Genomic DNA, 23,089 nt, shown 5'->3' with positions numbered 1-23,089 from the left:
TTGCATTAATCCTTATTTTAGAGCGTGCGCTGATCGGCGAGTAGAATATGTATTCAGCAGATTAAGTCGCGGTTCTTAGCCAGGTACAACTATGGCCGATATTAATACAGCAGAACCCCGCGAGTGGTTGCTGGAAATGAGCAATATTAATAAATCATTTCCAGGCGTAAAGGCGTTAGATAACGTAAATCTTAAAGTGCGGCCAAATTCTATCCATGCATTAATGGGAGAAAATGGTGCAGGTAAGTCAACGCTATTAAAATGTCTGTTTGGTATCTATAAAAAAGACTCCGGGAGTATTATCTTTCAGGGGCAAGAAATAGAATTTAAAAGTTCTAAAGAAGCATTAGAACATGGTGTCTCTATGGTGCATCAGGAGTTAAACCTGGTATTGCAACGTACTGTAATGGACAACATGTGGTTAGGACGTTATCCAACTAAAGGTCTCTTTGTCGATCAAGATAAGATGTACAAAGACACCAAAGCTATCTTCGATGAATTAGACATTGAGATTGACCCCCGCGATAAAGTTGCCACGTTATCCGTGTCTCAAATGCAAATGATCGAGATTGCCAAAGCATTCTCCTACAATGCCAAAATCGTCATTATGGATGAGCCAACTTCTTCATTAACCGAGAAAGAAGTTAATCATCTATTTACGATTATCCGCAAATTGAAAGAACGTGGCTGCGGAATTGTCTATATCTCCCACAAGATGGAAGAGATATTTCAGTTGTGCGACGAAATTACTATTTTGCGTGATGGTCAGTGGATTATCACTCAGCCGCTGGCAGGGCTGACGATGGATCAAATCATCTCAATGATGGTCGGCCGCTCGCTGAGTCAGCGCTTCCCTGATCGCCTCAACAAGCCCGGTGAAGTCATTCTGGAAGTAAAAAATCTGACCTCACTGCGTCAACCTTCGATCCGTGATGTGTCCTTTGATTTACATAAAGGCGAGATTTTAGGCATTGCCGGATTGGTGGGAGCCAAACGTACCGACATTGTTGAAACTTTATTTGGTATTCGTGAGAAAGTTACCGGCACTATTAAATTGCATGGTAAGAGTATTAATAACCACAGCGCCAATGAAGCTATCAATCATGGTTTTGCCCTGGTGACTGAAGAGCGCCGTTCGACCGGGATTTATGCTTATCTTGATGTTGGTTTTAATTCCCTGATATCTAATATCCGCAACTATAAAAACAAATTTGGGCTGCTAGATAATACACGCATGAAAAGTGATACCCAATGGGTTATCGATGCAATGCGGGTAAAAACTCCCGGTCACCGAACCAGTATTGGTTCATTATCTGGTGGTAATCAGCAGAAAGTTATTATTGGCCGTTGGCTACTGACTCAGCCAGAAATATTAATGTTGGATGAGCCGACTCGAGGCATTGATGTCGGTGCTAAGTTTGAAATCTATCAGTTAATGACTGAACTAGCGAAGAAAGACAAAGGAATTATTATTATTTCCTCTGAAATGCCTGAGCTATTAGGGATCACTGACAGAATTTTGGTAATGAGTAATGGTCAGGTTGCGGGAATTGTTGAAACCAAACACACCTCGCAGAATGAAATATTACGTCTTGCATCCTTGCATCTCTAATCTAGTCGAAGGTTCTTATTATGAATGCGTTAAATAAGAAAAGCATGCTCACTTACCTTAAAGAGAGCGGGATTTATGTAGTGTTATTCGTATTGTTGGCAATAATTATTGTCAAGGACCCGACATTTTTAAGTCTGATGAACTTAAGTAATATTCTAACCCAATCTTCGGTGCGCATTATTATCGCACTTGGTGTTGCGGGCCTGATTGTTACCCAAGGGACTGACCTGTCCGCCGGTCGTCAGGTGGGGTTAGCGGCAGTAGTGGCCGCCACTATGTTGCAAGCCATGGATAACGTTAATAAAGTTTTCCCTGATTTACATACCGTGCCGATCCCGATTGTTATCTTAACCGTCTGCTTGATTGGTGCGGTTATTGGTCTGGTTAACGGCATTATCATTGCTTACCTGAATGTGACGCCATTTATTACCACATTGGGTACGATGATTATCGTTTACGGGATCAACTCCCTGTACTACGACTTTGTTGGCGCATCACCGATTGCCGGTTTTGACCCCGCCTTCTCGACTTTCGCTCAAGGTTTCTTGCGATTTGGTGATTTCAAACTGTCTTACATTACCTTCTATGCATTGATTGCTATCGGCTTTGTATGGGTACTGTGGAACAAAACTCGCTTTGGTAAGAATATCTTCGCCATTGGTGGTAACCCAGAAGCAGCAAAAGTTTCTGGCGTCAATGTACCACTAAACCTCATCATGATTTATGCCCTGTCCGGTGTGTTCTATGCATTCGGTGGGATGTTAGAAGCGGGCCGTATCGGTAGTGCGACGAATAACCTCGGCTTTATGTATGAGTTAGATGCGATCGCTGCCTGCGTGGTGGGCGGGGTGTCATTCAGCGGTGGTGTGGGTACGGTTATCGGTGTTGTTACCGGGGTAATCATCTTTACCGTTATTAACTACGGGCTGACTTATATCGGTGTTAACCCGTACTGGCAATATATTATCAAGGGCGCGATCATTATCTTTGCAGTAGCACTGGATTCACTGAAATACGCGAAGAAAAAATAATCGGCGGTTGATAGCAGATAATCTGATAGCGGTTAATTGGCTGTCAAAGTATCGATAACAAGAAAAGCCAGTCAGGGATTAACCCGACTGGTTTTTCTATTATTACTGTCATTATGATTAAAGTCATTTCGTCAAAATTGTCGATATAAACAGCAGTTTTGATTTAATGGGCCGGATTACGTAGATAGATAATCCAGTAGGTCAGCCCTACCAATAGCCCGCCACCAATGATATTACCGATAGTCACCGGAATCAGATTATCGATGATGAAATTGGACATCGTGAGGGAGGCGAATTGGTCGGGAGTGGCATTAATTGCCTGCCAGAATTCAGGTGAAGCAAAATCACGAATCACAATAGCCAATGGGATCAAAAACATATTAGCGATACTGTGCTCAAAACCGCTGGCAACAAACATACCGATAGGCAATAACATCACCACGATTTTGTCAGTCAGAGTATGTCCAGAGTAGCTCATCCACACAGCCAGGCAGACCATCAGATTAGCCAGAATACCTAAACATACGGCTTCAATAAAAGTATGGTGTAATTTGTGGTCGGCAGTTTGCAACACATTGAGGCCCCATAAACCATTGGCTGCCGTGTGCTGACCGGCAAACCAAATCAGGGCGACAAAAAATAGCGCACCAATCAAGTTACCGAAATAGACGTTAATCCAATTGTAGATTAATTGCCGCCAACTGATCTTGCCACTGGCTTTTGCCACCACAATAAGTACCGTAGAGGTGAATAAATCAGCACCACAAATAATAACCAAAATAAGGCCGAGGGAGAAACAGAGCCCACCGACCAGCTTTGCTAGCCCAAATGCCACGCCAGCAGTACCGGTAGTCGCTGTAATGTAGAAGACAAAAGCAATTGAGATAAAAACACCGGCAGTCATGGCTAAATAAAAGGTGGTTGCCGGGTTTTTGGTGGCTTTATATATACCAACTTGCTCTGCAAGTTTTGCCATATCAACCGGAAGTCGTAGATCAAAGGGATTTTCAATACTCATTGATAACTCCTTATTGCTTATTTTAATGTTGAAGGATGTGGTAAGACAAAAATTAAAATAATGACTTTACTAGCGATAATTTCATGCATTTTTCATACCACCCATTCGGCAACATTCTTTATGGTTTATTTCTCTATTCCTTGGGTGATGAGGTATTTATGTCATTCATTGAGGAGGAATATCGCTATGTAATTAGTTATACACCGATGAGTGTTTGATAAGCTGAAACCGAATAGCTGTAACTGTGTGTAACTTAATGTTTTATTTGATTTTGGTATGAATGAGACGTGATTTCACCTGCCAGCAAGAAGACGTAAATTTTGGTAAAATAGTTTGTTAATCCAGATCAAGCTTATTGCTGGTTAATATATATTTGTTCATTTCAATACTTTAAAGTAACTATCATCCATTTTTTGGGCTTAATTACTTTGGGTATATATGGATAGCGCAAAAAAACTACCCCGCCCCACATTGGCTCAAGTTTGGCAAGATACATTGTTCCAAGTATCTAAAAAATTATTATTGCTGCGGGATATAACCGATTTAGTCAATGAACTCAGAAAACTCTCTTTTTCTGTGGTCCGTTTTCAGCGTGTTAATTTATTACTGCTAAACCCGTTGTATAACCAAATGTCACTTTATACTCATGATGAGGTGACAGACAGGGTGGTGGGTTCACAAAATATCTTGTTTGCCGAAGGCCCCGGCGGGGTAGCTTGGCAGCAACAGACGCCTTTGCAAACTGATCCTAACCGTATGCAAAGGGAGTTTTTAGCTGTTTGTGATTTAGCGCCTTATCAGCAATTGCATTCAGGTTGCCATTTTCCCTTAGGTCATGACAATCATTGGTCGGGTTGTGTTGAGTTTATTAAAACCGATGACAGTGAGTTTGATGAACAGGCCGTGACATTTTTGGGGTTACTGGCCGAGGTCGTGGCCATTGCAGTTGATAACATTATTGAAATAAACCGCGCATTCTCTGAACGTGAACAGCTACGTTTTGAACGTGATCATTTTCGAATATTAGTGGATGTCACCAACACCGTTATTTCAAAACTGGAACTGGATGTCTTAGCGGTGGAGGTCTCTAAGGAAATACACCGCTTTTTCAATATTGATTACATCAGTCTGGCAATATGCGGCACCCATAGTGACAAAAATAAGCTGAATGTTTTTTCTACCCGTTATCAGACCGGTAAAGCGGTGCAGCATCGGCAGGCATGGGTAGACATGACCGGGACATTAGCTGGTCAGGTATTACAGAGTCGGGAATTATTACTGGCTAATTTGGACGATATTTCACTCTTGGCGCCGGATGACAAACAACTGGCCAATATGTTGGATGACGGCTTACAGGTGGTTTGCCTGTTACCGCTGTTTTTCGGTCATAAGATGTTGGGAATATTAAAACTGGCGCAGTGCCAGAGTGATATTTTCACTGACAGCAATCTCAAATTGTTACGGCAAATCGCTGCCCGCATTGCCATCGCGGTCGATAATGCTCTGGCTTACAACGAAATAACTCGCCTGAAAGATTCATTAGTAAATGAAAATCTCTATCTGACCGATCAAATTATTCATAATGAAGAGTTTGGTGAAATCATCGGGCAAAGTGCGGGGATTAAAGCGGTACTGGAGCAGGTTGAGATGGTGGCTTCCAGTGATTGTACTGTGCTGATTCTTGGTGAAACTGGCACCGGTAAAGAGTTAATTGCCCGTGCCATTCATAATCTAAGTACCCGTAAGAATAAACGCATGGTGAAAATGAACTGTGCGGCCATCCCCTCGGGTTTAATGGAAAGTGACTTGTTTGGTCATGAAAAGGGCGCTTATACCGGGGCTTCCTCACAGCGTATTGGTCGGTTTGAAATGGCCGATGGCGGCACGTTATTTCTTGATGAGGTAGGGGATATTCCTCTTGAATTGCAACCCAAACTCCTGCGGGTATTACAAGAGCGAGAAATAGAGCGCTTGGGCGGCAGTAAAATTATTCCGGTTGATGTTCGGCTCATTGCCGCCACTAACCGTGATTTAAAATTGATGATGGTGAATCGGGAATATCGCAGTGACCTCTATTATCGGCTCAATGTGTTTCCGATTGTTATTCCGCCATTGCGTGAGCGCCCTGAAGATATCCCCTTATTGGTAAAATTCTTCACTCAGAAAATAGCCAAACGCATGAATCGCACTATCGATACCATTCCGGGTGAAACTCTGCGATTGCTCAGCCGTTTACCCTGGCCGGGTAATATTCGTGAACTGGAAAATGTGATTGAGCGAGCGGTAATACTCAGCCGTGGAACCACATTGAATTTACAGTTACAAGAACTGGAATATCATTTATCACCACTAGAAGTTGCCAAACCGATACCAGAAAAACCGCTTCATAAACCCCTGCTACCAGAGAGCGAAGAGCCGGAATTTTCAGAATCAGAACGCATGAGAATTATTCGGGTATTACGTGAAACCAACGGCGTGGTTGCAGGCCCGAAAGGGGCGGCAATTAAACTGGGGTTGAAACGCACCACTCTGTTATCGCGCATGCAGCGCCTGGGAATATCAGTAAAAAGTATTGAAGACGAAGACAGCTTGATGTGAAAAGTAATGGAATGCGGCTTAAATAAATATTTCACCTTGGGCGCTGTCACCGCTTTGCCAGTCTGGATACACCCAGACTGGCAAAATACAGTCGCTATTCATCTATCAATTGACTTCAGCTTCTCTACGTAACCGCGCCTTCAACTGGCTATACTCCTGTTGCACGTAATTTTCTGCCCAGATCTGATCCGTAATAGGTTCCAGTTTCACGGCACAATATTTGTATTCCGGGGTTTTGGATATCGGGTCTAAATGGTCCAGAGTCAATTCATTACAGGCGCCAATCCACCACTGGTAAGTCATATACACCGCACCGACATTGATGCGTTCACTGACCGATACTCGAGTGATAACTTTGCCGCGCCGCGATTCAACCCAAACCAATTGCTGATCTTCCAGATGCATTTTATTGGCATCTTGTGGGCTGATTTGCACATAACCAGGCTCATCGGCCAAGGTCTGTAATGCCGAACAGTTACCGGTCATCGAGCGGCAAGAGTAGTGACCGACTTCGCGAACAGTACAGAGCACCAGTGGATATTCCTCATCTACCTGTTCCATAGGTGCCCGCCATTCACTGGCAAATAACAATCCTTTACCGCCGGGACGGTCGAATTTATTACCAGCATATAACCACGGCGTGCCGGGGCTGTCCTCGGTGGTACAAGGCCAGGGAATATAGCCTAAACCGGCCATTTTCTCGTAGGTTGCGCCATAATACAGCGGGCATAATTCGCGCAGTTCATCCCAAATTTCTTGGGTATTATTATATTTCATCGGATAGCCGAGGGCCGTCGCCATCAGGCTGATAATTTCCCAATCCGGTTTGACATCACCTTGTGGGTCAACCGCTTTCTCAAAGCGCTGGAAACCGCGGTCGGCGGCCGAGTAAACTCCCTCATGCTCGCCCCACGACGTCGCAGGGAAGATCACATCTGCTTCGGCGGCGGTTTTGGTCATAAAGATGTCCTGCACAATCAGCAGTTCCAACTCGCTGAATGCTTCGCGCATCATCGATAAATCCGGTTCAGTTTGCAGTGGATCTTCGCCCATCACATAGTTGGCTTTGATTTTGCCTTCTTTCACTTTGTGCGGAACATCGGTCAGTGAGTAGCCAATTTTGCCGGACAGAGAAGGCACTCCCCAGGCTTTGGCAAATTTCTCTAGCGTTGCTGGGTCGGTAACGGCTTGATATCCGGGATACATATTCGGCAATGCTCCCATATCGCAGGCACCTTGCACGTTATTTTGCCCACGAACCGGGCCGACACCGACATTGGGCCGCCCGAGGTTGCCGGTCAGTAAGGCCAATCCGGATAATCCCTTAACGACATCGACACCTTGGCCCCATTGAGTCACCCCCATGCCCCACAAAATAGTGGCGGAAGGTGCGGCGGCATAGATGCGCATTGCTTCACGAATGGTTTGTGCTGGCAGGCCGGTAATGCCTTCGACATATTCCGGCGTATATTTGGCGACTATGGCACGATATTCATCAAACCCTTCGGTATAGCGCGAAACATAATCTTTGTCGTATAACTCTTCGGTGATGAGGACGTTAGCGAAAGCATTAACCAGCGCCATATTCGAGCCATTTTTCAACGGCAACCAGAGATCGGCAATACGCGCGGTTTCGATATGGCGAGGATCGCAAACAATAACTTTAGCGCCTTTCTCTTTTGCCTTGAGAATTCGCCGTGCCACGATAGGGTGGGAGTCGGCGGCATTATAGCCAAACACTAAAATACATTTGGTGTCTTCAATCTCGCAGATGGAGTTACTCATCGCGCCGTTACCCAGCGTCACTTGCAGGCCCGCCACTGATGGGCCATGACACACTCGAGCGCAGCAATCAATATTGTTGCTGCCGGTGACTGCACGGGCAAATTTTTGCATGACATAGTTAGTTTCATTGCCCGGCCCACGGGAAGAACCAGTGTGCATAATCGCTTCCGGGCCATATTTTTCTTTAATTTCCCTCAGCTTGCTACTGGCGAATTCGATAGCTTCATCCCATGAAACCGCCTCCAGTTTGCCGCCTTTTTGACGACGGATCATCGGCTGTTTTAAGCGCGGTGTCAGCAATTTGGTGTCATTGAGGAAATCCCAGCCATAGTAGCCTTTCAGACACAATTCGCCCTGATTAGTGACGCCATTTGCGCCTTCAGCACCAACAACCTTGCCGTTTTCAACCAGCAAATTTATTTTGCAGCCGGAGCCGCAGTAGGGACAGACAGTGAGTGCCTTGTGCATGTTAATTATCCTTCGTTCCTGGAGCCGCAGCGGGTTAGCTGCTCTCGTCACCCGAATGACTGACCGCGGTCAGTTCTGCGGGATTTGCTCAATTGCTACCTTGCTGCAACGTTATGGATTTATTGGGTGTTGCAGCCGTGTCGACTAGAAACTCATCTCATTGGCTTCATCCAGCGCCGCCCGCATCTGTTTCTTGCGTAGCATGGCCTGCATGGTGTCGCGACCAATCATGTGGAGTGCCTGAGTTGGGCACACGGAAATGCAGGCCGGGCCAGCGGCGCGGCCCTCACATAAATCGCATTTCTGGGCTTCAGCTTTCAGACAAAATCCTTGCGACAGGCCGTTGAACATTACTTCGACCTGTTTGGTCACCACATTCATGGCCCCATATGGGCAGGCAACAACGCAGGTTTTGCAGCCAATGCATTTTTCCTGCAATACCTGAATGCTGTCAGATGCCCGAATGATCGCGCCGTTCGGGCAAACATTGGCGCAAGGTGCATCTTCGCAGTGACGACACATAATGGCGGTACTGACATTGAGCCCTTTGACCACTTTTAGCCGTGGAGCAAAATTAGCTTTGGTCATGGCATCCAGCCTGCCACCGTTATGTGCCAGCACGCAGGCCACCTCACAGGTGCGGCAACCAATGCACTTTTTTGGGTCTGCAATTATGAACCGGTTCATTGCTTAATCTCCTTACCCTTCATCTTTCAAGTTGCAGCGGTGTTGGCTGCATTCGCTCACCCGAATCACTGACTGGAGTCAGCTCGTCGGGCTTCACTTATTCCCTACATATTTCATGGTTTATTGCATGGTTTATGCCAAGTTGACGGGAGTCGATGAAAATGAGCTAAAATCATTGTTTTATAATGAGTTATTTGAATTTTATTAGAATGGAAATAAAGGGGGTAACTGTCGGTGGATGTGACGTCGGCAAATTTGACGACGCCACACCGTCACTCAATTAAAGATGATGAAAACCGCCGTCACCTTGCCAGTGAGGCAGTTGCTGATACAAGGTTTCCACCGCCTGCTTGACGACATCGGTCATGGGAAAATAGAACGCCACCAATGTGGGTTGGATCCCCACGAATAGCACCTCGTGGATATCTTCCTTTAGTTGATCGATCAGAAAATTGAGCGGCAAATTATGGGTGCTCATGATGAACATCTCAGCAATCCGCTCTGGGTCAATAATACGAATTTCCCCTGGGGGCAGCTCCATATCGGCAGCATCGACAATAATCAGCCGTGTCGGCTGTAAAGCGCGAATACGATGGACGACATTCTCGGGGGCTGAGCCGCCATCAATTACTTGCCAATCGGCTAATGGTTGCTGGGTCATGCGCTCGGCCAATAGCGGGCCAGCGCCGTCATCGCCCATCATGCTGTTACCGACCGTTAATACCAGGTTAGTGGTTGCGCCTGAATTGAGCGCTCTGTTGTGTATAGTCATGGGCGACGTTTCACCATGAGATAGATTGCCGGTTCCTGCTCAATATCGTACAGGGTTTGCAGCAGTTGTTGGCTCCATGGCTGGTGCAACGAGGCGGGGTCTTGTGCCAGTGGTGCAAAAGCCTGAGCCAGTAATTGGGTATGAGTGCTGTCGATGGTGATTTCACCAAATTTCAGCAAGCCAGCCATTTTGCGGCGTGCTTCCCCTTCAGGTAGCTGACCGAACCACTGTTGATACTCTGCCAGCGGGCACTCCATAATGGCTTTCAGGCAATCGATGACGCCGACATGGTGACCGATAGCCAATGAGTAATACATCACTTGCTGCGCCTGCTCGGGCATATCATCATCACTGTCGAGGAACTTCTGGTTCAGGGCATAAAAAATAACTTTAGCGGACATTAATATGCCCTCCCGCCAGTTGCGTCAGTGTGATTTGTTGCAGGCTGGCAAATATCTCACTTAGCCGTGGGTCATCTTGCTTATTAAGGTAAATCTTGCAGCGCAGCTCTAGCTCCGCCAAGGGCTGATTGACCAGCAGTGACAAGAAGCTGTCGGTGATTTCTCGCCCCTGACGATACCCCGCCATCCGCCGAGCCTCGCGCTCTAATAACACCCGCAGGCTGAGCGGCGCATCAGGGTGAATCAATGCCGCGCGTTCAGCGTCAGCCTCCTGATGATCCTCACCTTTTAGTTTTTGCTCCAACAAGCCAAGTGCGACAGCAAAGCCATAAATAGTGGCAGCGGGAGTGGGCGGGCAGCCGGGAATATAAACATCAATGGGCACAATGGTGTCACTGCCACCCCAGACACAGTAGAGGTCGTGGAAGATACCGCCACCGCAGCCACAAGCGCCATAAGAGACACAAATTTTGGGGTCCGGTGCCGATTCATAGGCCCGCAGCGCCGGGGTGCGCATAGCGCGAGTCACGGCACCGGTGAACAGCAGAATATCGGCGTGACGCGGTGAAGCCACGACCTTGATACCAAACCGTTCGGTGTCGAACAGCGGGGTAATAGCAGCGAAAATCTCGATTTCACAGCCGTTGCAGCCACCACAGTCCACGCGATAAACATAGGCTGAGCGCTTAATATCCTTCAGCAGTTTGCCTTTTAACTGTGCCACCGCAGGATCAAGGGCGACCGGTTGGCTGACATGGTGGCCCCAGGCCGGTTTTAATGAATGTGGCTGACTCATAAGTTGCTCTCCCCATCCCGGCGTGTCTGGTTATTCACAGACATGTTATTCTTAGGCAAGATATTATTTTTAAACAGAATATTGTTTTTAAGCAGAATGTTGTCATTGCCGACAATGTTCTGCTTACGTTTACACTCAGGGCAGGTTTCAAAATGGGGCCGCTGCTGTTCAATATCCTCAGCACTCATCCCGGAGTGAATCAGCAGTGCCATGACGTAATCCACCTCTTTCTTGGGCGCAAAGGGCTTTTGGCACTGTCGGCAATGGACGAGGGTAAAGCTGGCGCGCTGATATAAATCGGCTTTATTGAATACCGCCAATTCAAACTCTTGCGACAACACAATGGCGCGTGTCGGGCAGACTTCCTCACAGCGGCCACAAAAAATGCAGCGCCCGAGGAATAACTGCCATTGGCGAGTGCCACTGGCGAGGTCGGTTTCCATGGTCAGTGCATTGGCGGGGCACGCCATCGTGCAGGCGCCGCAGGCAATGCACTGCTCGGCATCATATTGGGGTTTGCCGCGAAATCCTGAGCTAACCTCGAGCGGCTTGAACGGGTATTTCACCGTGGTATCGCCGACTTTCAGGATGGTTTTAAACAGTTTGAACATTTTTCATCCCTCTATTTAAGCGGCGAATGGGTGCGCTCAATGCCATAACGCTCGATCTCTTTGTAGGGCACGGTGACGGATTTTTGCTTGCGCACATCCACTAAAGTCACGCGGTCAGTACAGGAGTAGCAGGGATCGAGGCTACCGATAATCAATGGCGCGTCGGAAACGGTATTGCCGCGCAGCATATAGCGCAGCACCGGCCAATTGGCGTAAGTGGCTGCCCGGCAGCGCCAACGGAACAGTTTTTGATTGTCACCGGTCATGCTCCAGTGGACATCTTCGCCGCGCGGCGCTTCAGAGAATCCGAGGGCAAACTTGTAGGGCTGATAGTGGACTTTTTCTTCCAGCAGCGGCCCGCCGGGCATGTGGTTCAGACCATATTCAATCATGACTAATGAGTCGAAGAATTCACGTACTCGCACCAGCAGGCGCGAGTGCACGTCACAGCCATCAAGACTAAATAGCTCTTTAGGGACATTGGCATAGTTGGCATAAGGGTGGTCGTGGCGCATATCGCGGGCATAACCACTGGCGCGGATCATGGGGCCGACCGGGCTGAAATCGCGAGCCACTTTGCGGTCCAGCAGGCCAACACCGACAGTGCGTTGCTCAATATTGGCGGTGCTCATCAGCATGTCCACCAGCTCGCTGATATCCGCGCGCATCTCAGCCACCAATTGCAGTGTTTTCAGGCGATCAGCTTTCAGGATATCGCGGCGTACTCCGCCAATCAGATTAAGGCCATAGGTTTTACGCGCGCCGGTGAGCATCTCGGCAATGGTCATGGCTTTTTCGCGCACTCGGAAGAACTGCATAAACCCAGTATCAAAACCGACAAAGTGGCAGGACAAACCGATATTGAGCAGGTGGCTGTGCAGCCGCTCCACTTCGAGCAAAATGGTGCGGATCATCTGCGCCCGTGGCGGCACGATAATACCTAACGCATTTTCAATTGATGAGGTGTAGGCCACACTGTGGGTGAAACCACAAATGCCGCAAATACGATCCGAAAGGAAAGTGACGTCGTTATAGCCCATGCGGGTTTCCGCCAGTTTCTCCATGCCGCGATGGACGTAAAACAGGCGGTAATCGGCATCGATAATATCTTCGCCATCGACAAACAAGCGGAAGTGGCCCGGTTCATCGGAAGTAATATGCATGGGACCGATAGGCACCACCCGGCTGCTGCTACCCGCTTCATTTTCAAACTGATAAGTTTCAGTCTCGCTGGTGGGGGTTGGGCGTTGACGATAATCCATCGTGTCTTTGCGCAGTGGATAGAGATCATCCGGCCAATCGTCAGGTAGGACTAAACGGCGCTCATCCGGCAGGCCAACAGGCTGTAGACCATACATATCACGCACTTCGCGCTCGCCCCAAACCGCGGCCGGGACTCTGGGGGTGACCGATGGGAATTCAGGCCGTTCCGGGCTGATGAGGGCTTTGACTATCACCCAACATTTGTCGCCATAGTGTTTGCCGGTATCAATGCCGTATTGTTCACGGCCTTCCATCGACAGCACATAGTAAATAGCAAAATAGCCATTCAAACTGCGCTCGTCATTGCCGAACAGTACCGACAGCCAGCCACCTTGCTGATAATAAAGGTGCTCAACCACATCGGGCAGGCTATTTAACTTGATGGTAATGGTCAGTTGATTATCTGTTTGCCACTCTTCATCAAGGATTGCCGCTGGAAACTGCTCGCGCAGGCGGGCCACATAGGCAGCCCCCAATTTTTCACCGCTGTGTGGCGTCCCTGATACTGGCTGACCGGAAACTGGAATAGCTGAAATAGGCGTTTCGTGAGTCACGTTACATCTCCTGACGAGTCGGGGTGAATGGCAGAGCGGGATGCGTTTCTGCGGCGGAAGTAATAGGTTGAGCCGGGGATATATCTGGTATGAATGACAAATGCTCCCACGGCAAAATAAAGGGCTGATGAATGGCGTCGCTGCTGTTGTCATTGAGCACAATCTGTGCCGCGTCAGTCAATAAACGGGTCACCGGTGAGGGAATATGGACCCCAAGCAGCAGCATCAGCAGTAATAAAATAGCCATGGGGGCGGTGGTGAGAATACCCAGTTCACCTTTGCTGACTGCCGCCGGGGGGGTACCCAGCACAGTGCTGGCTATCATGCGCACCAAACCTGCCAGCACCAGTGTCAGCAGTAACAGCAACACAATGACCAGTGTGATATGCCCGGCTTTAATCGCGGCGGCAACCACCATAAACTCACTAATGAACACGTTAAAAGGCGGCATCCCAGCCAGCGCTAGCGCACCACCAGCCAACATTACCGCCGTGAGTGGCGCAACGCGGATAATGCCTTTAATCGCCCCCATATCCCGGGTACCATATTTCAACAGCACGTTACCAGAGCCGCAGAATAGTAAGGTTTTTGCCAGGCTGTGATTCAGGGTATGGAACAGGGCGGCTAACACCCCCAGCGGCCCGCCAATACCGAGTGCCACGGCAATTAAACCCATGTTTTCCACACTGGAGTAGGCTAGCAAGCGCTTCATATCGCGCTGCGCCAGAATAAAGAATGCGGAGACGGCAACTGACATCATGCCAAATACCAGTAACAGCATTTGCGGGAAATGCGGCCCGATAGCAGCACTGATAATGATGTAATAGCGGATAATCACCAGCAGTGCACAATTAAGTAATACCGCGGATAGCAGAGCACTGGTGGGGCTTGGCGCTTCACTGTGGGCATCCGGCAACCAAGAGTGCATCGGGAACAAACCGGTTTTGGTGCCAAAGCCAATCAGAATAAAGACAAAGGCCAGATGCATCAGGCTAGGGTCCAGTTCTTTGGCATGTTCAGCCACTACCGTCCAGAAAATGGCGCTACCCGGATCAGCCAGCACATTGGCGGCATTGGCATACACCAGCACCGTGCCGTATAGCCCGAATGCCACCCCGACAGTACAAATAATAATGTACTTCCAGGCCGCTTCCAGTGACGAGCGCTGACCATATAAACCGACCAAAAAGGCGGAGCTGAGGGTGGTGGCCTCGATGCCGACCCACATCAAAATCAGGTTATTACTGGTGACGACCAGCAGCATGGTGAACAGGAATAGATGGAAAAATCCATAATAGTTACACAGCGTGCTAACGGTTATTTCGCCATTATTTACTTCATGGCGCATATAGCCGAGGGAGTAGAGGCCGGTGATAAAGCCGATAACCCCCAGAATGGCGAGGAACAGGGCGCTGAGGCTGTCGATATGCAGCCAGTTATGGGCGACCAGAATCTCCCCGCCCAGTGCGACCCGACAGACCACCGTCATCGCCACCACCAGCAGCAAAGTGATACCGGTAAAATGCACCCAAGTGGTCGCCATTCGTGCCGCGCCCCCCAAGAAGCGGCAAGCAAATGCCAACAGCGAGGCTATCAGAGGTATCGCCAGCAGTAACAACAGCAGGTCAGTATTACTCATTTCATTACCCCTTTAGCGCCGTCAGTTGTTTAACATCCAGCGTGTGCAATGTGCGGTAAATCTTGCGCGCCATTAGCGTCATCACCACCACGGCGAAAATGGCATCGGTAGCAATGCCAATCTCCACCAACTCTGGCGCGCGGAAGGCCAGCAGCGCTAACATCAAGTGAGCACCATTTTCCATCAGGCAGTAGCCAAAAATATTTTTTAGAATATTGCGCTGGGTGACGATACACAGCAGGCCAATCAGGAAATGCCCCAGCGAGACAGCGAGCGCGGGTTTCAGCGCGCTAACCATCGGTAACTGCACCGGTTCCACCACGAAGTAGCTCAGCAAGATAATGATGGCGGCGATAAAGATTAGCGTGGCCGTGCCAATAACACCGCCGTTGGCTTTGGGGTCTTCCATCTGACGAAAAGCGCGATACATAATCCAGGGTACCAGCACCACTTTGGTGATAAAGGCGGTCAGCGACCACAGATACAGTTCGTGAGCATGCAATGTTTCCGCCAACACCAGAAAAATCAGCACCAACACCAGTGATTGCAAGGCGTAAAACAGCGCCGAGGTGGCGGGCTTCTTGACGATGATTACCAGAAGCGAGGTAATAATTAGCAGCCCTGCCAGATTGTTAATGAGTAATGTCCCGGTCATTTTTGACTCCCTTATCCAAGCCAGGCGACGGCAATAAAGCTTGAGCACACTGACATAATCACCAGAATGACCAGCACCCCCTGCATTGCCAATGGCAGTGGTTTGGCACTGGCAACCTCTTCTGATGGCTTGCCGGGCACGGTTTTCCCGAACCAGTACAGGAACCAACCGAAACTGGCCACCGACTCAATCAGTGCCAGCACCAGCAGCGGTATCAGCAGCCAATGCTCATGAGAAAGTGAGAAGCCCGCGGCGAAAATAGGGAATTTGCTAAAGAAGCCGTTGAAGGGTGGCACCCCGGTAATGGCCAGTGCGGCGACGCAGAACCCCACCCCCAAGAGCGGCATTTTCCCCATGATGCCTCTGAGTTTTGGCAGCATGCGGGTACCGCAGCTGTAACTCAGGGCACCTGCGACCAGGAAGAACAGGCTCTTGGCGAAGGCATGGTTGAAGATGTAGGCAATGCCGCCATCAAAGGCCAATTTCGAACCATAGATAGCTAAAGAGAGTGCAAAGAAAATGTAGGACAACTGGGTGATGGTGGAGTAGGCCAGCAGCCGCTTCATATCTTTTTGCGGCAGATACATAAAGAAGCCATAAATCAGAGTGATAACTGCCATCACCATACCCACAGTACCAATAATCTGTGGCACGTCACCGGCAGAGTAAATGGCGCGGGCAAAGATATAGACGCCGACCTTAACCATCGACGCGGCGTGCAGATATGAACTGACCGGTGTGGGTGCCTCCATCGCGTCCGGCAACCAAATATGCAGCGGCAACTGGGCCGATTTCCCCCAGGCCGCAAACAGGATGCCGCCAAACACGATAATTTTGGTGGTGTGGTCCAGCTGCGCCAGTGCGGTCAGGGCAAAGGTGCCGGTATTCACCAGCAGCACCGCCGCGGCTAAATACAGACCGATGGCAGCTACATGGGTGACCAGCAAGGCTTTGAGTGCTGAACGTAGTGACTTTTGGCTCTGGTAGTAACCAATCAATCCCCACGAGCAGCCGCCAGTGATTTCGAAGAAGAATAACTGACCCAGCAGAGTGGATGACAATACCAGCCCGGCCATTGCGCCGATGAATACCAGTAACAATGCATAGTAGCGGTTAGTGCCTTCATGCGGATGCTCGCGGTTCTCCAGTGTCAGATAGCCGGTGGAGTAAAGGCTAACCAGCAAGCCGAGGAAGACCACGGCGAAAGCAATCAAGGTACTGATCCGGTCGATGGTGATCCCGAATAGCGCCATATCACCGTAATGAATCAGATCAACCGTGACGTCAACCTTTCCGCCGGTGAGATAGACATAAGCCAGTAGCACAGTCCCGAAAGTTGCCAGCAGCGCAAAGAAGGTGCAGGACCACTTCGCCATACGCTGCGGTAAACAGGCCGTCAGGATGGCACCCGCAAACGGGAGCAAAATGGTGGCAAAGGCAGTGTTTACAAGGACTGTATTCATAAGAGCCAGGTTCTCCATGATGGGGTTATTAGCTCCTTAAAGACCAGTGAGATAGAAAACCAGAGCAAGGGCGGCGACGCCAAACCCCAGCCAGGTAACACGAGAGGTCAACAGGAAACGCCCGCGGGCGATGCTGTTTTCCACCAAGGAGGCGAGGACATATATCACCACCAATTTGATAACGCCGGCCAATAGCGCCCAGAGCAGGCCCGGCCCACTAAGCACCGCCAGTTTGCCGAAGGGAATAAACACGCCAAGGAACAGTTGCGCCACCACCACTTGCTTGAGGCTGATGCCCCATTTGACCAGCCCCAATGAAGCACCGGAATATTCAGTCAGTGGCCCTTCTTGCAGCTCTTGCTCCGCCTCGGCGACATCGAATGGGATTTTGCCCATTTCGATAAAGACCGCGAAACCACAAGCCAGTAGCGCCAAAGCGGTAGCCGTCGGTGACTGCCAATGTCCTTGGGACAGTGCGGTACTGATGGTGCCGATATTGGTGGAACCAGCAATCAGTCCAACCACCAGCAGTGACAGAATTAATATGGGCTCGACCAACACGCCCAGTGTCAACTCGCGGCTGGCGCCAATCCCGGCGAAAATACTGCCGCTATCCAGACCCGCCAGTGAGAAGAAGAAGCGAAACAGCGCAAACAGATAGAGTAGGGTAATCAAGTCACCCGCCACGCCAAAGGGCGATGCCAGTGTGAAAATTGGCAGCGCCATAGCAATCAACAACATGCTGCCCAGCAACACATAGGGCATCAGGCGGAAGATAATCCCGGCATTGGCGGGGGCCACATCTTGCCGCTTTAGCAGTTTGGCTAAGTCACGATACTCTTGCAGAATGCCCGGCCCACGGCGGGAGTGCATTCTGGCTTTCACCATGCGCGAAATCCCCGACATCAGCGGTGCTAGCGCCAGCATGATCAGCGCCTGCCCGATGGCGAAGGCAATCATAGAGACCGCAGGCATATCAGTAGTTGGCATTGCTTGTCTCCTTAAATAGCCGCGACAATCAGCAGGATCACCAAGGCGGCAACCACATACAGACAGTAGAGGCGGAAATCACCTTGTTGCAGCCATTGAATACGCTGGCTGAGCCATTGGATCAGGCGGATAAGCGGGGCCACCACTTTGTCGTCCCACACCGGTTCCACCCGGCCTGCACCACTCACCGAACTTTCCAGTGCGCGTTGCATCATCGGGGCGGGATCCAGTGTTTTACGGATGCGATAGAGCGGGGCAAACATCGCCCGCAGTGGTTGTGTAAAGCCCCCCGCTGACACGGTCATGGCCTGCTCATAGGCATAACCGCAAGCCCAGGGATCACCACCATGGCGAAATGCCAGCCGGCTGCCTCGATAGAGGCTGGCGATCAGTAAAATCACCAGTGGCAAGATGAGTAAGCCGCAGAAGATATAGAGGGTGGACAGCATGGCCTGAGAGCTGTGCTGCGGGAACAAGACGGCCCCTTGCGCCACCTGCAAGGCGGGCACCGGCTGAGTGGTTATCAGGCTGGAGGCGATACGGGCAATAACTGGAGCAACATGAGTCGCACCTATCCCCAGCACCAGACAAAGCAATGCCAGCAACAGCATGGCAAGGGTCATTGGCCAAGGAACTTCCCGCGCCAGCGCGGCTTTCTCTGTGCGCGGCAGGCCGCAGAAACTGATGCCGTAAACCTTCACAAAGCACATAGCCGCCAACGCACCGGTGATAGCCAGTATCACGATAGCAATGGGCCCGGCCAGACGAATAATAAAGCCGCCATCTTTGGTCATGGTAAACAGTGATTGATAGGTAAACCATTCACTGACAAAACCATTGAACGGCGGCAGTGCTGAAATTGCCATGCACCCCACCAGAAATGCCAGTGCGGTATAGGGCATCATTCTGGTCAACCCGCCCATCTTTTCCATGTCTTTAGTATGCAGACGGTAAATGACGGCCCCGGCCCCTAAGAACAGCAGCCCTTTAAATACCGCATGGTTAAGCAGATGGTAGAGCGCGCCAAGCAACCCAAGGGCCGCTAATACCGGCTGGTGGCTGGCAATGCCTATCATGCCGACACCGACGCCCATCAGGATAATACCGATATTCTCCACGGTGTGATAAGCCAATAGCCGTTTGATATCGTGCTCTGCCAGCGCATATAGCACGCCCAGCACCGACGACACCGCGCCAAAGCCCAACACCACCACGCCCCACCACAATTGGCTGGCTCCAAGCAAATCAATGCCCACTTTGATAATGCCGAAAATACCAATTTTGACCATGACGCCGGACATCAAGGCTGAAGCATGAGACGGGGCCGCAGGGTGCGCGCGCGGCAGCCAGCCGTGAAGCGGTAACATCCCGGCTTTGGCCCCGAAGCCAAAGAAGGCCAGCAAAAAGATAACCGAGGCCATGACCGGCTGTGGATGAGTCTGGCGGAAAGCAGCAAACTCCAGACTGCCGCTTTGGCGATACAGCAGGAAGAAAGCAATCATAATCAGCACGGAACCGGCGTGGGCAATCAGGAAGTAAAGCAGGCCAGCACTGATGGCATCGTCGTCCTGATCGGAAATCACCAGGAAGTAAGAGGCCAGCGACATCATTTCGAAGAAAATAATAAAGTAGAACGCGTTATCCACCACCACCAGTGCCACCATTGAGGCGATGAATAGGTTCATAAAGACACCCATTGCCCAAGCCCCGCGACCTTTGTATTCCTGCACATAAGCCAGTGAATACAGGGCAGTAATGATGACCAAGAGTGAGATAACCATCAGCATAAATGCCGCTAATGGGTCAAGCCGTAAACTGAATGCGGCGAAGGGAAATGGCCCGGCAGTGACAAAAGTTATCGTGTCGCCCCCGAGCAGTGTCGGTGCGGCAGCGAATAGGCCAACAACCCCACCCAGCAGCGAAGACAGGCCCGCGGCATAGATTGCCAGAGTTTCGCGCCGTGCCAGTAGCAGGGAGAGCAGCGCGCCAGCCAAATAGAGCAGTAAGGAGAGCCACAATAGCTCAAGGGAATTCATCATCTTTTCTGCTCCTCGTGAGAGAGGGAGGACGAAGTGTCCGCGACTATAAAGGGCAGCTCGTTGGCAAATCCGCTGGCGGCGGCCAGACGTTTAGCTTGATTGGCTTGTTCAATGCTGTGCTCATCAACCAGCATCAAGGCATTAGTCGGACAGACCCGCACACACTCCGGCCCCTGTGGCTGGAAACTGCATAAATCACACTTCACCGCGACACTGCGCACTCCCGCATTCCAGGCAAGGAACGGATTCATATTGGCCGGACTGAAGGGAACATCGGACAGTTCAGTCATCGGGATATATTCAGGGAAGGCATCCGGCACCGCTAATGGCTTGCTACCCGCAGGGGTAATTGCGCCAAACGGGCAAGCAAGACCACAGAGTTTGCAACCGATGCAGGTGGTTTCATCCAATTCGACCGCGTTATTGGTCAGGGTGATTGCATTGACTGGGCACACCCGTGCACACCATGCATCTTCGCAGTGGCGGCAAAGAATGGGGGCCGTCACTCTGCTGTTACGCATAACGCTCAATCTGGGATGCTCTTGTAAACCTTTGGCTTTATGCACTTGGCTGCAAGCAGCCATGCAGGTATTGCATCCAATACAAAGCCTCGGCTCCGCAATCACAAAGCGGTTCATAGCCATACCCTCCGGGACAAAAATCTGGTGACAGTCAGGCAGATAGAAATCATTTCCCAGCTCTAAAGCATATTCTGTGCCAGTACCGCAGCTACCAAGGCGAAAGAGTGGTGAAGGCCCGTCGGCTGTGCATTAGGGGGCAAGTGGATAAGGCGGAGAGATTTAAATGGCAGTAAAAACAGTGTGATTGCCGTGGCTCAGTGTCGACATTAGTGACGAAATCCCAGGATTCTGGTGACACTTCGACAGTAGTTTTTCAGTGATTAAGTTAGCTGAGGATGATTTTGAATTAATAGTGTTATTTATCATTTGGTTAGATTGGTTTTCTCACAAGTAAAAAGCGCCCTATTGCTGGCACCATCTTTGCATTGTTTTTACGCGAGATATCCACACAGGAAACACAGTCATGCATGAGATTACCTTGTGCCAACACGCGATTACCATGATGGAACAGCAAGCCCGATTACATGGCGCGCAGAGAATTACCGGGGTTTGGCTAGAAACCGGGGCATTTTCTTGTGTCGAGCCGCAAGCATTAGAGTTCTGTTTTGAATTAGTGTGCCGCGGCACGCTAGCAGAAGGTTGCGTTTTACATCTCAGTCAACAGCAGTCACAGGTGTGGTGCCATGACTGCCAGCAGAATGTGAACTTGCTGAGCAGTAAAGTGACGCGCTGCCCGCTGTGTGCCGGGAGCCATTTGCGCATGGGGGCAAATGATGATGGCGTGGTGATTAAACGGCTGGAGGTGGAATGAGTTTATTAACATTATGCCCAGATGCGGCAGGAGCCAGACTATGTGCATAGGCATTCCCGGGCAAATTGTGGCACTGGATGAAACTCAGGCGGGCACCGCGTGGGTAGATGTCTGTGGCGTGCGGCGTTCAGTCAATATTATGCTGGTGGCGGCAGATGAACCGAGCCGTTTGGCCTTGATCGGTCATTGGGTTTTGGTGCATGTGGGATTTGCCATGAGTCGGTTAGATGAAGATGAGGCACTGGAAACATTACAGTTATTGCAGGAGATGGGCGAGGTTGAAAGTGATGTGAGGCGTTTTTTGGCGCAATAGGGAAAAGTTGTTGAGATCCTTGTTTCGCTTGATATTTGACTCGCTCTCAATACGAATACTGTGGCTCAACCGAGTAGGAGGGCGGGTTGCTCAAACTGTAGTTTTCATTGGTTATATTCCCGATTGTACCTAACACCAAGGCCAAAACTACGGGCTTTTCTTTTTCTCATCCGCTAGCCGGTGTTCCAGTTCGACCAGCTGTTCTGGTGAAACAGCCGGATAGCCTTGTGCATCATCGGGGATGACGTGGACCGCGGGAATAGGGATTAATGGCCCAAGGAAGCGGGGTTCACGTTTCAAAATATAGAGGTCAGAGAGGGCGCCGAGGCGGGCAAAAATCTCGCGTACCCGGACATTAAGCATATCTTTCGGTGATGGTACGGCAAAACACTGCGCTTGAATCCCCATATGCAAGGCAATAAATAGCGCCCGCTCACAATGAAAACGCTGAGTAATGATAATAAAATCATTAGTATCAAAGACTTTTCGGGTGCGAACAATGGAGTCAAGGGTACGGAAACCGGCGTAATCCAGCACGATATCAGAAGGTGCAACCCCCGCGGCGATCAAGTCACGCCGCATGGTCATCGGCTCATTATAGCTTTGCAGGGCATTATCGCCACTGAGCAGTAAGTAACTGACTTTGCCACTGTTATAGGCGTTTATCGCGCCCTGAATTCGGTATTGATAAAACTGATTAATACCACCAGTGCGATAATATTTGGCGGTACCCAGAACCACACCAACTTGCCGATGGGGCAAGTCTTGTAGCTCATCATAGATAAAAGGAGCAGTTTTCCAGCTAATCCAGCGATCGAGCGCAATAGCAGTCACCATCAGCAACCCTGCGATGATAATTAAGCTAATAATCAGGCGTTTCCACATTCTCTGGCCTTCGATGCATTCAATTCACTGTGATATTTGCAAGGCTACTGTACCTGTCGTTGCTGCGCAAGCCATTCTACCCTTCGTCCTTGACGCTACAGCGGTGTTAGCTGCGCT

20 protein-coding genes are annotated in these 23,089 nt (G+C 49.9%); 5 read left to right on the top strand and 15 right to left on the bottom strand.

The features are described from left to right. Window positions 1-91: 91 nt before the first annotated feature. Window positions 92-1,612: a galactose/methyl galactoside ABC transporter ATP-binding protein MglA gene (gene mglA / locus FTA96_RS08605; RefSeq protein WP_050107553.1), complete on the top strand. Its 1,521-nt coding sequence runs from the start codon at window positions 92-94 to the stop codon at window positions 1,610-1,612. Between the two features lie 20 nt (window positions 1,613-1,632). Next, window positions 1,633-2,643: a galactose/methyl galactoside ABC transporter permease MglC gene (gene mglC, locus FTA96_RS08600; RefSeq protein WP_050107551.1), complete on the top strand. Its 1,011-nt coding sequence runs from the start codon at window positions 1,633-1,635 to the stop codon at window positions 2,641-2,643. A gap of 163 nt (window positions 2,644-2,806) precedes the next feature. Here the strand turns inward: mglC and focA are convergent, their stop codons facing one another. Next, window positions 2,807-3,661 carry a formate transporter FocA gene (gene focA, locus FTA96_RS08595; RefSeq protein ID WP_050107549.1) on the bottom strand — a complete coding sequence of 285 codons (855 nt, stop codon included), beginning with the start codon at window positions 3,659-3,661 and terminating at the stop codon, window positions 2,807-2,809. Window positions 3,662-4,099: 438 nt separating this feature from the next. Here focA and flhA point away from each other — a divergent pair, with 438 nt between their 5' ends. Next, on the top strand, window positions 4,100-6,259 hold the full coding sequence (gene flhA / locus FTA96_RS08590; protein ID WP_050145103.1) for a formate hydrogenlyase transcriptional activator FlhA: 2,160 nt from the start codon (window positions 4,100-4,102) through the stop codon (window positions 6,257-6,259). Window positions 6,260-6,364: 105 nt separating this feature from the next. Here flhA and fdhF read toward each other — a convergent pair whose 3' ends face one another. From fdhF to FTA96_RS08525, 13 genes are all read right to left on the bottom strand, one after another. After that, window positions 6,365-8,512 (bottom strand): formate dehydrogenase subunit alpha, encoded by a 2,148-nt coding sequence (gene fdhF, locus FTA96_RS08585; RefSeq protein ID WP_050107545.1) that lies wholly within the window; start codon window positions 8,510-8,512, stop codon window positions 6,365-6,367. Between the two features lie 144 nt (window positions 8,513-8,656). After that, entirely contained in the window at window positions 8,657-9,199 is a 543-nt protein-coding gene (locus FTA96_RS08580; protein ID WP_050136050.1) for a 4Fe-4S binding protein, read from the bottom strand. A gap of 280 nt (window positions 9,200-9,479) precedes the next feature. Continuing rightward, the gene (gene hycI / locus FTA96_RS08575; RefSeq protein ID WP_172665447.1) at window positions 9,480-9,902 is read right to left on the bottom strand and encodes a hydrogenase maturation peptidase HycI; all 423 of its coding nucleotides are present in this window, start codon (window positions 9,900-9,902) and stop codon (window positions 9,480-9,482) included. Window positions 9,903-9,967: 65 nt separating this feature from the next. Further along, window positions 9,968-10,372, bottom strand: coding sequence for a formate hydrogenlyase maturation HycH family protein (locus FTA96_RS08570; RefSeq protein ID WP_050107539.1), 405 nt, complete (start codon window positions 10,370-10,372; stop codon window positions 9,968-9,970). Then, window positions 10,362-11,168, bottom strand: coding sequence for an NADH-quinone oxidoreductase subunit B family protein (locus FTA96_RS08565; protein ID WP_050107538.1), 807 nt, complete (start codon window positions 11,166-11,168; stop codon window positions 10,362-10,364). The genes FTA96_RS08570 and FTA96_RS08565 overlap by 11 nt, the downstream gene beginning before the upstream one ends. Next, complete coding sequence (hyfH, locus tag FTA96_RS08560; RefSeq protein ID WP_050151647.1) at window positions 11,165-11,779, bottom strand: hydrogenase 4 subunit H; 615 nt, start codon at window positions 11,777-11,779, stop codon at window positions 11,165-11,167. The genes FTA96_RS08565 and hyfH overlap by 4 nt, the downstream gene beginning before the upstream one ends. 11 nt (window positions 11,780-11,790) lie before the next feature. After that, window positions 11,791-13,596, bottom strand: coding sequence for a hydrogenase large subunit (locus tag FTA96_RS08555; RefSeq protein WP_072077582.1), 1,806 nt, complete (start codon window positions 13,594-13,596; stop codon window positions 11,791-11,793). Between the two features lies 1 nt (window position 13,597). Next, window positions 13,598-15,235, bottom strand: a complete 1,638-nt coding sequence (locus FTA96_RS08550; protein WP_145573588.1) for a hydrogenase 4 subunit F — start codon at window positions 15,233-15,235, stop codon at window positions 13,598-13,600. A gap of 4 nt (window positions 15,236-15,239) precedes the next feature. Then, window positions 15,240-15,890, bottom strand: a complete 651-nt coding sequence (hyfE, locus tag FTA96_RS08545; protein WP_050107532.1) for a hydrogenase 4 membrane subunit — start codon at window positions 15,888-15,890, stop codon at window positions 15,240-15,242. 11 nt (window positions 15,891-15,901) lie between these two features. Then, complete coding sequence (locus FTA96_RS08540; RefSeq protein WP_145573586.1) at window positions 15,902-17,371, bottom strand: hydrogenase 4 subunit D; 1,470 nt, start codon at window positions 17,369-17,371, stop codon at window positions 15,902-15,904. A gap of 18 nt (window positions 17,372-17,389) precedes the next feature. Further along, window positions 17,390-18,343 (bottom strand): respiratory chain complex I subunit 1 family protein, encoded by a 954-nt coding sequence (locus tag FTA96_RS08535; protein ID WP_050151649.1) that lies wholly within the window; start codon window positions 18,341-18,343, stop codon window positions 17,390-17,392. Between the two features lie 11 nt (window positions 18,344-18,354). After that, window positions 18,355-20,382: a hydrogenase 4 subunit B gene (gene hyfB / locus FTA96_RS08530; RefSeq protein ID WP_145573584.1), complete on the bottom strand. Its 2,028-nt coding sequence runs from the start codon at window positions 20,380-20,382 to the stop codon at window positions 18,355-18,357. Next, entirely contained in the window at window positions 20,379-21,020 is a 642-nt protein-coding gene (locus tag FTA96_RS08525) for a 4Fe-4S dicluster domain-containing protein (protein WP_050107526.1), read from the bottom strand. Before FTA96_RS08525 ends, hyfB begins: the two co-directional genes overlap by 4 nt. Before the next feature lie 406 nt (window positions 21,021-21,426). Here FTA96_RS08525 and hypA point away from each other — a divergent pair, with 406 nt between their 5' ends. Continuing rightward, window positions 21,427-21,774, top strand: a complete 348-nt coding sequence (hypA, locus tag FTA96_RS08520; RefSeq protein ID WP_050151650.1) for a hydrogenase maturation nickel metallochaperone HypA — start codon at window positions 21,427-21,429, stop codon at window positions 21,772-21,774. A 40-nt stretch (window positions 21,775-21,814) separates the two neighbouring features. Then, window positions 21,815-22,087, top strand: a complete 273-nt coding sequence (locus FTA96_RS08515) for a HypC/HybG/HupF family hydrogenase formation chaperone (protein WP_050107521.1) — start codon at window positions 21,815-21,817, stop codon at window positions 22,085-22,087. 147 nt (window positions 22,088-22,234) lie between these two features. Here the strand turns inward: FTA96_RS08515 and sanA are convergent, their stop codons facing one another. Further along, on the bottom strand, window positions 22,235-22,972 hold the full coding sequence (sanA, locus tag FTA96_RS08510; protein ID WP_050122308.1) for an outer membrane permeability protein SanA: 738 nt from the start codon (window positions 22,970-22,972) through the stop codon (window positions 22,235-22,237). Window positions 22,973-23,089 lie beyond the last annotated feature (117 nt).

The organism is Yersinia alsatica (assembly GCF_902170305.1).
Taxonomy (GTDB): Bacteria; Pseudomonadota; Gammaproteobacteria; order Enterobacterales; family Enterobacteriaceae; genus Yersinia; species Yersinia alsatica.
Note: the sequence above shows the minus strand (reverse complement) of the source record. Positions and strands in the feature narration are given on the sequence as shown.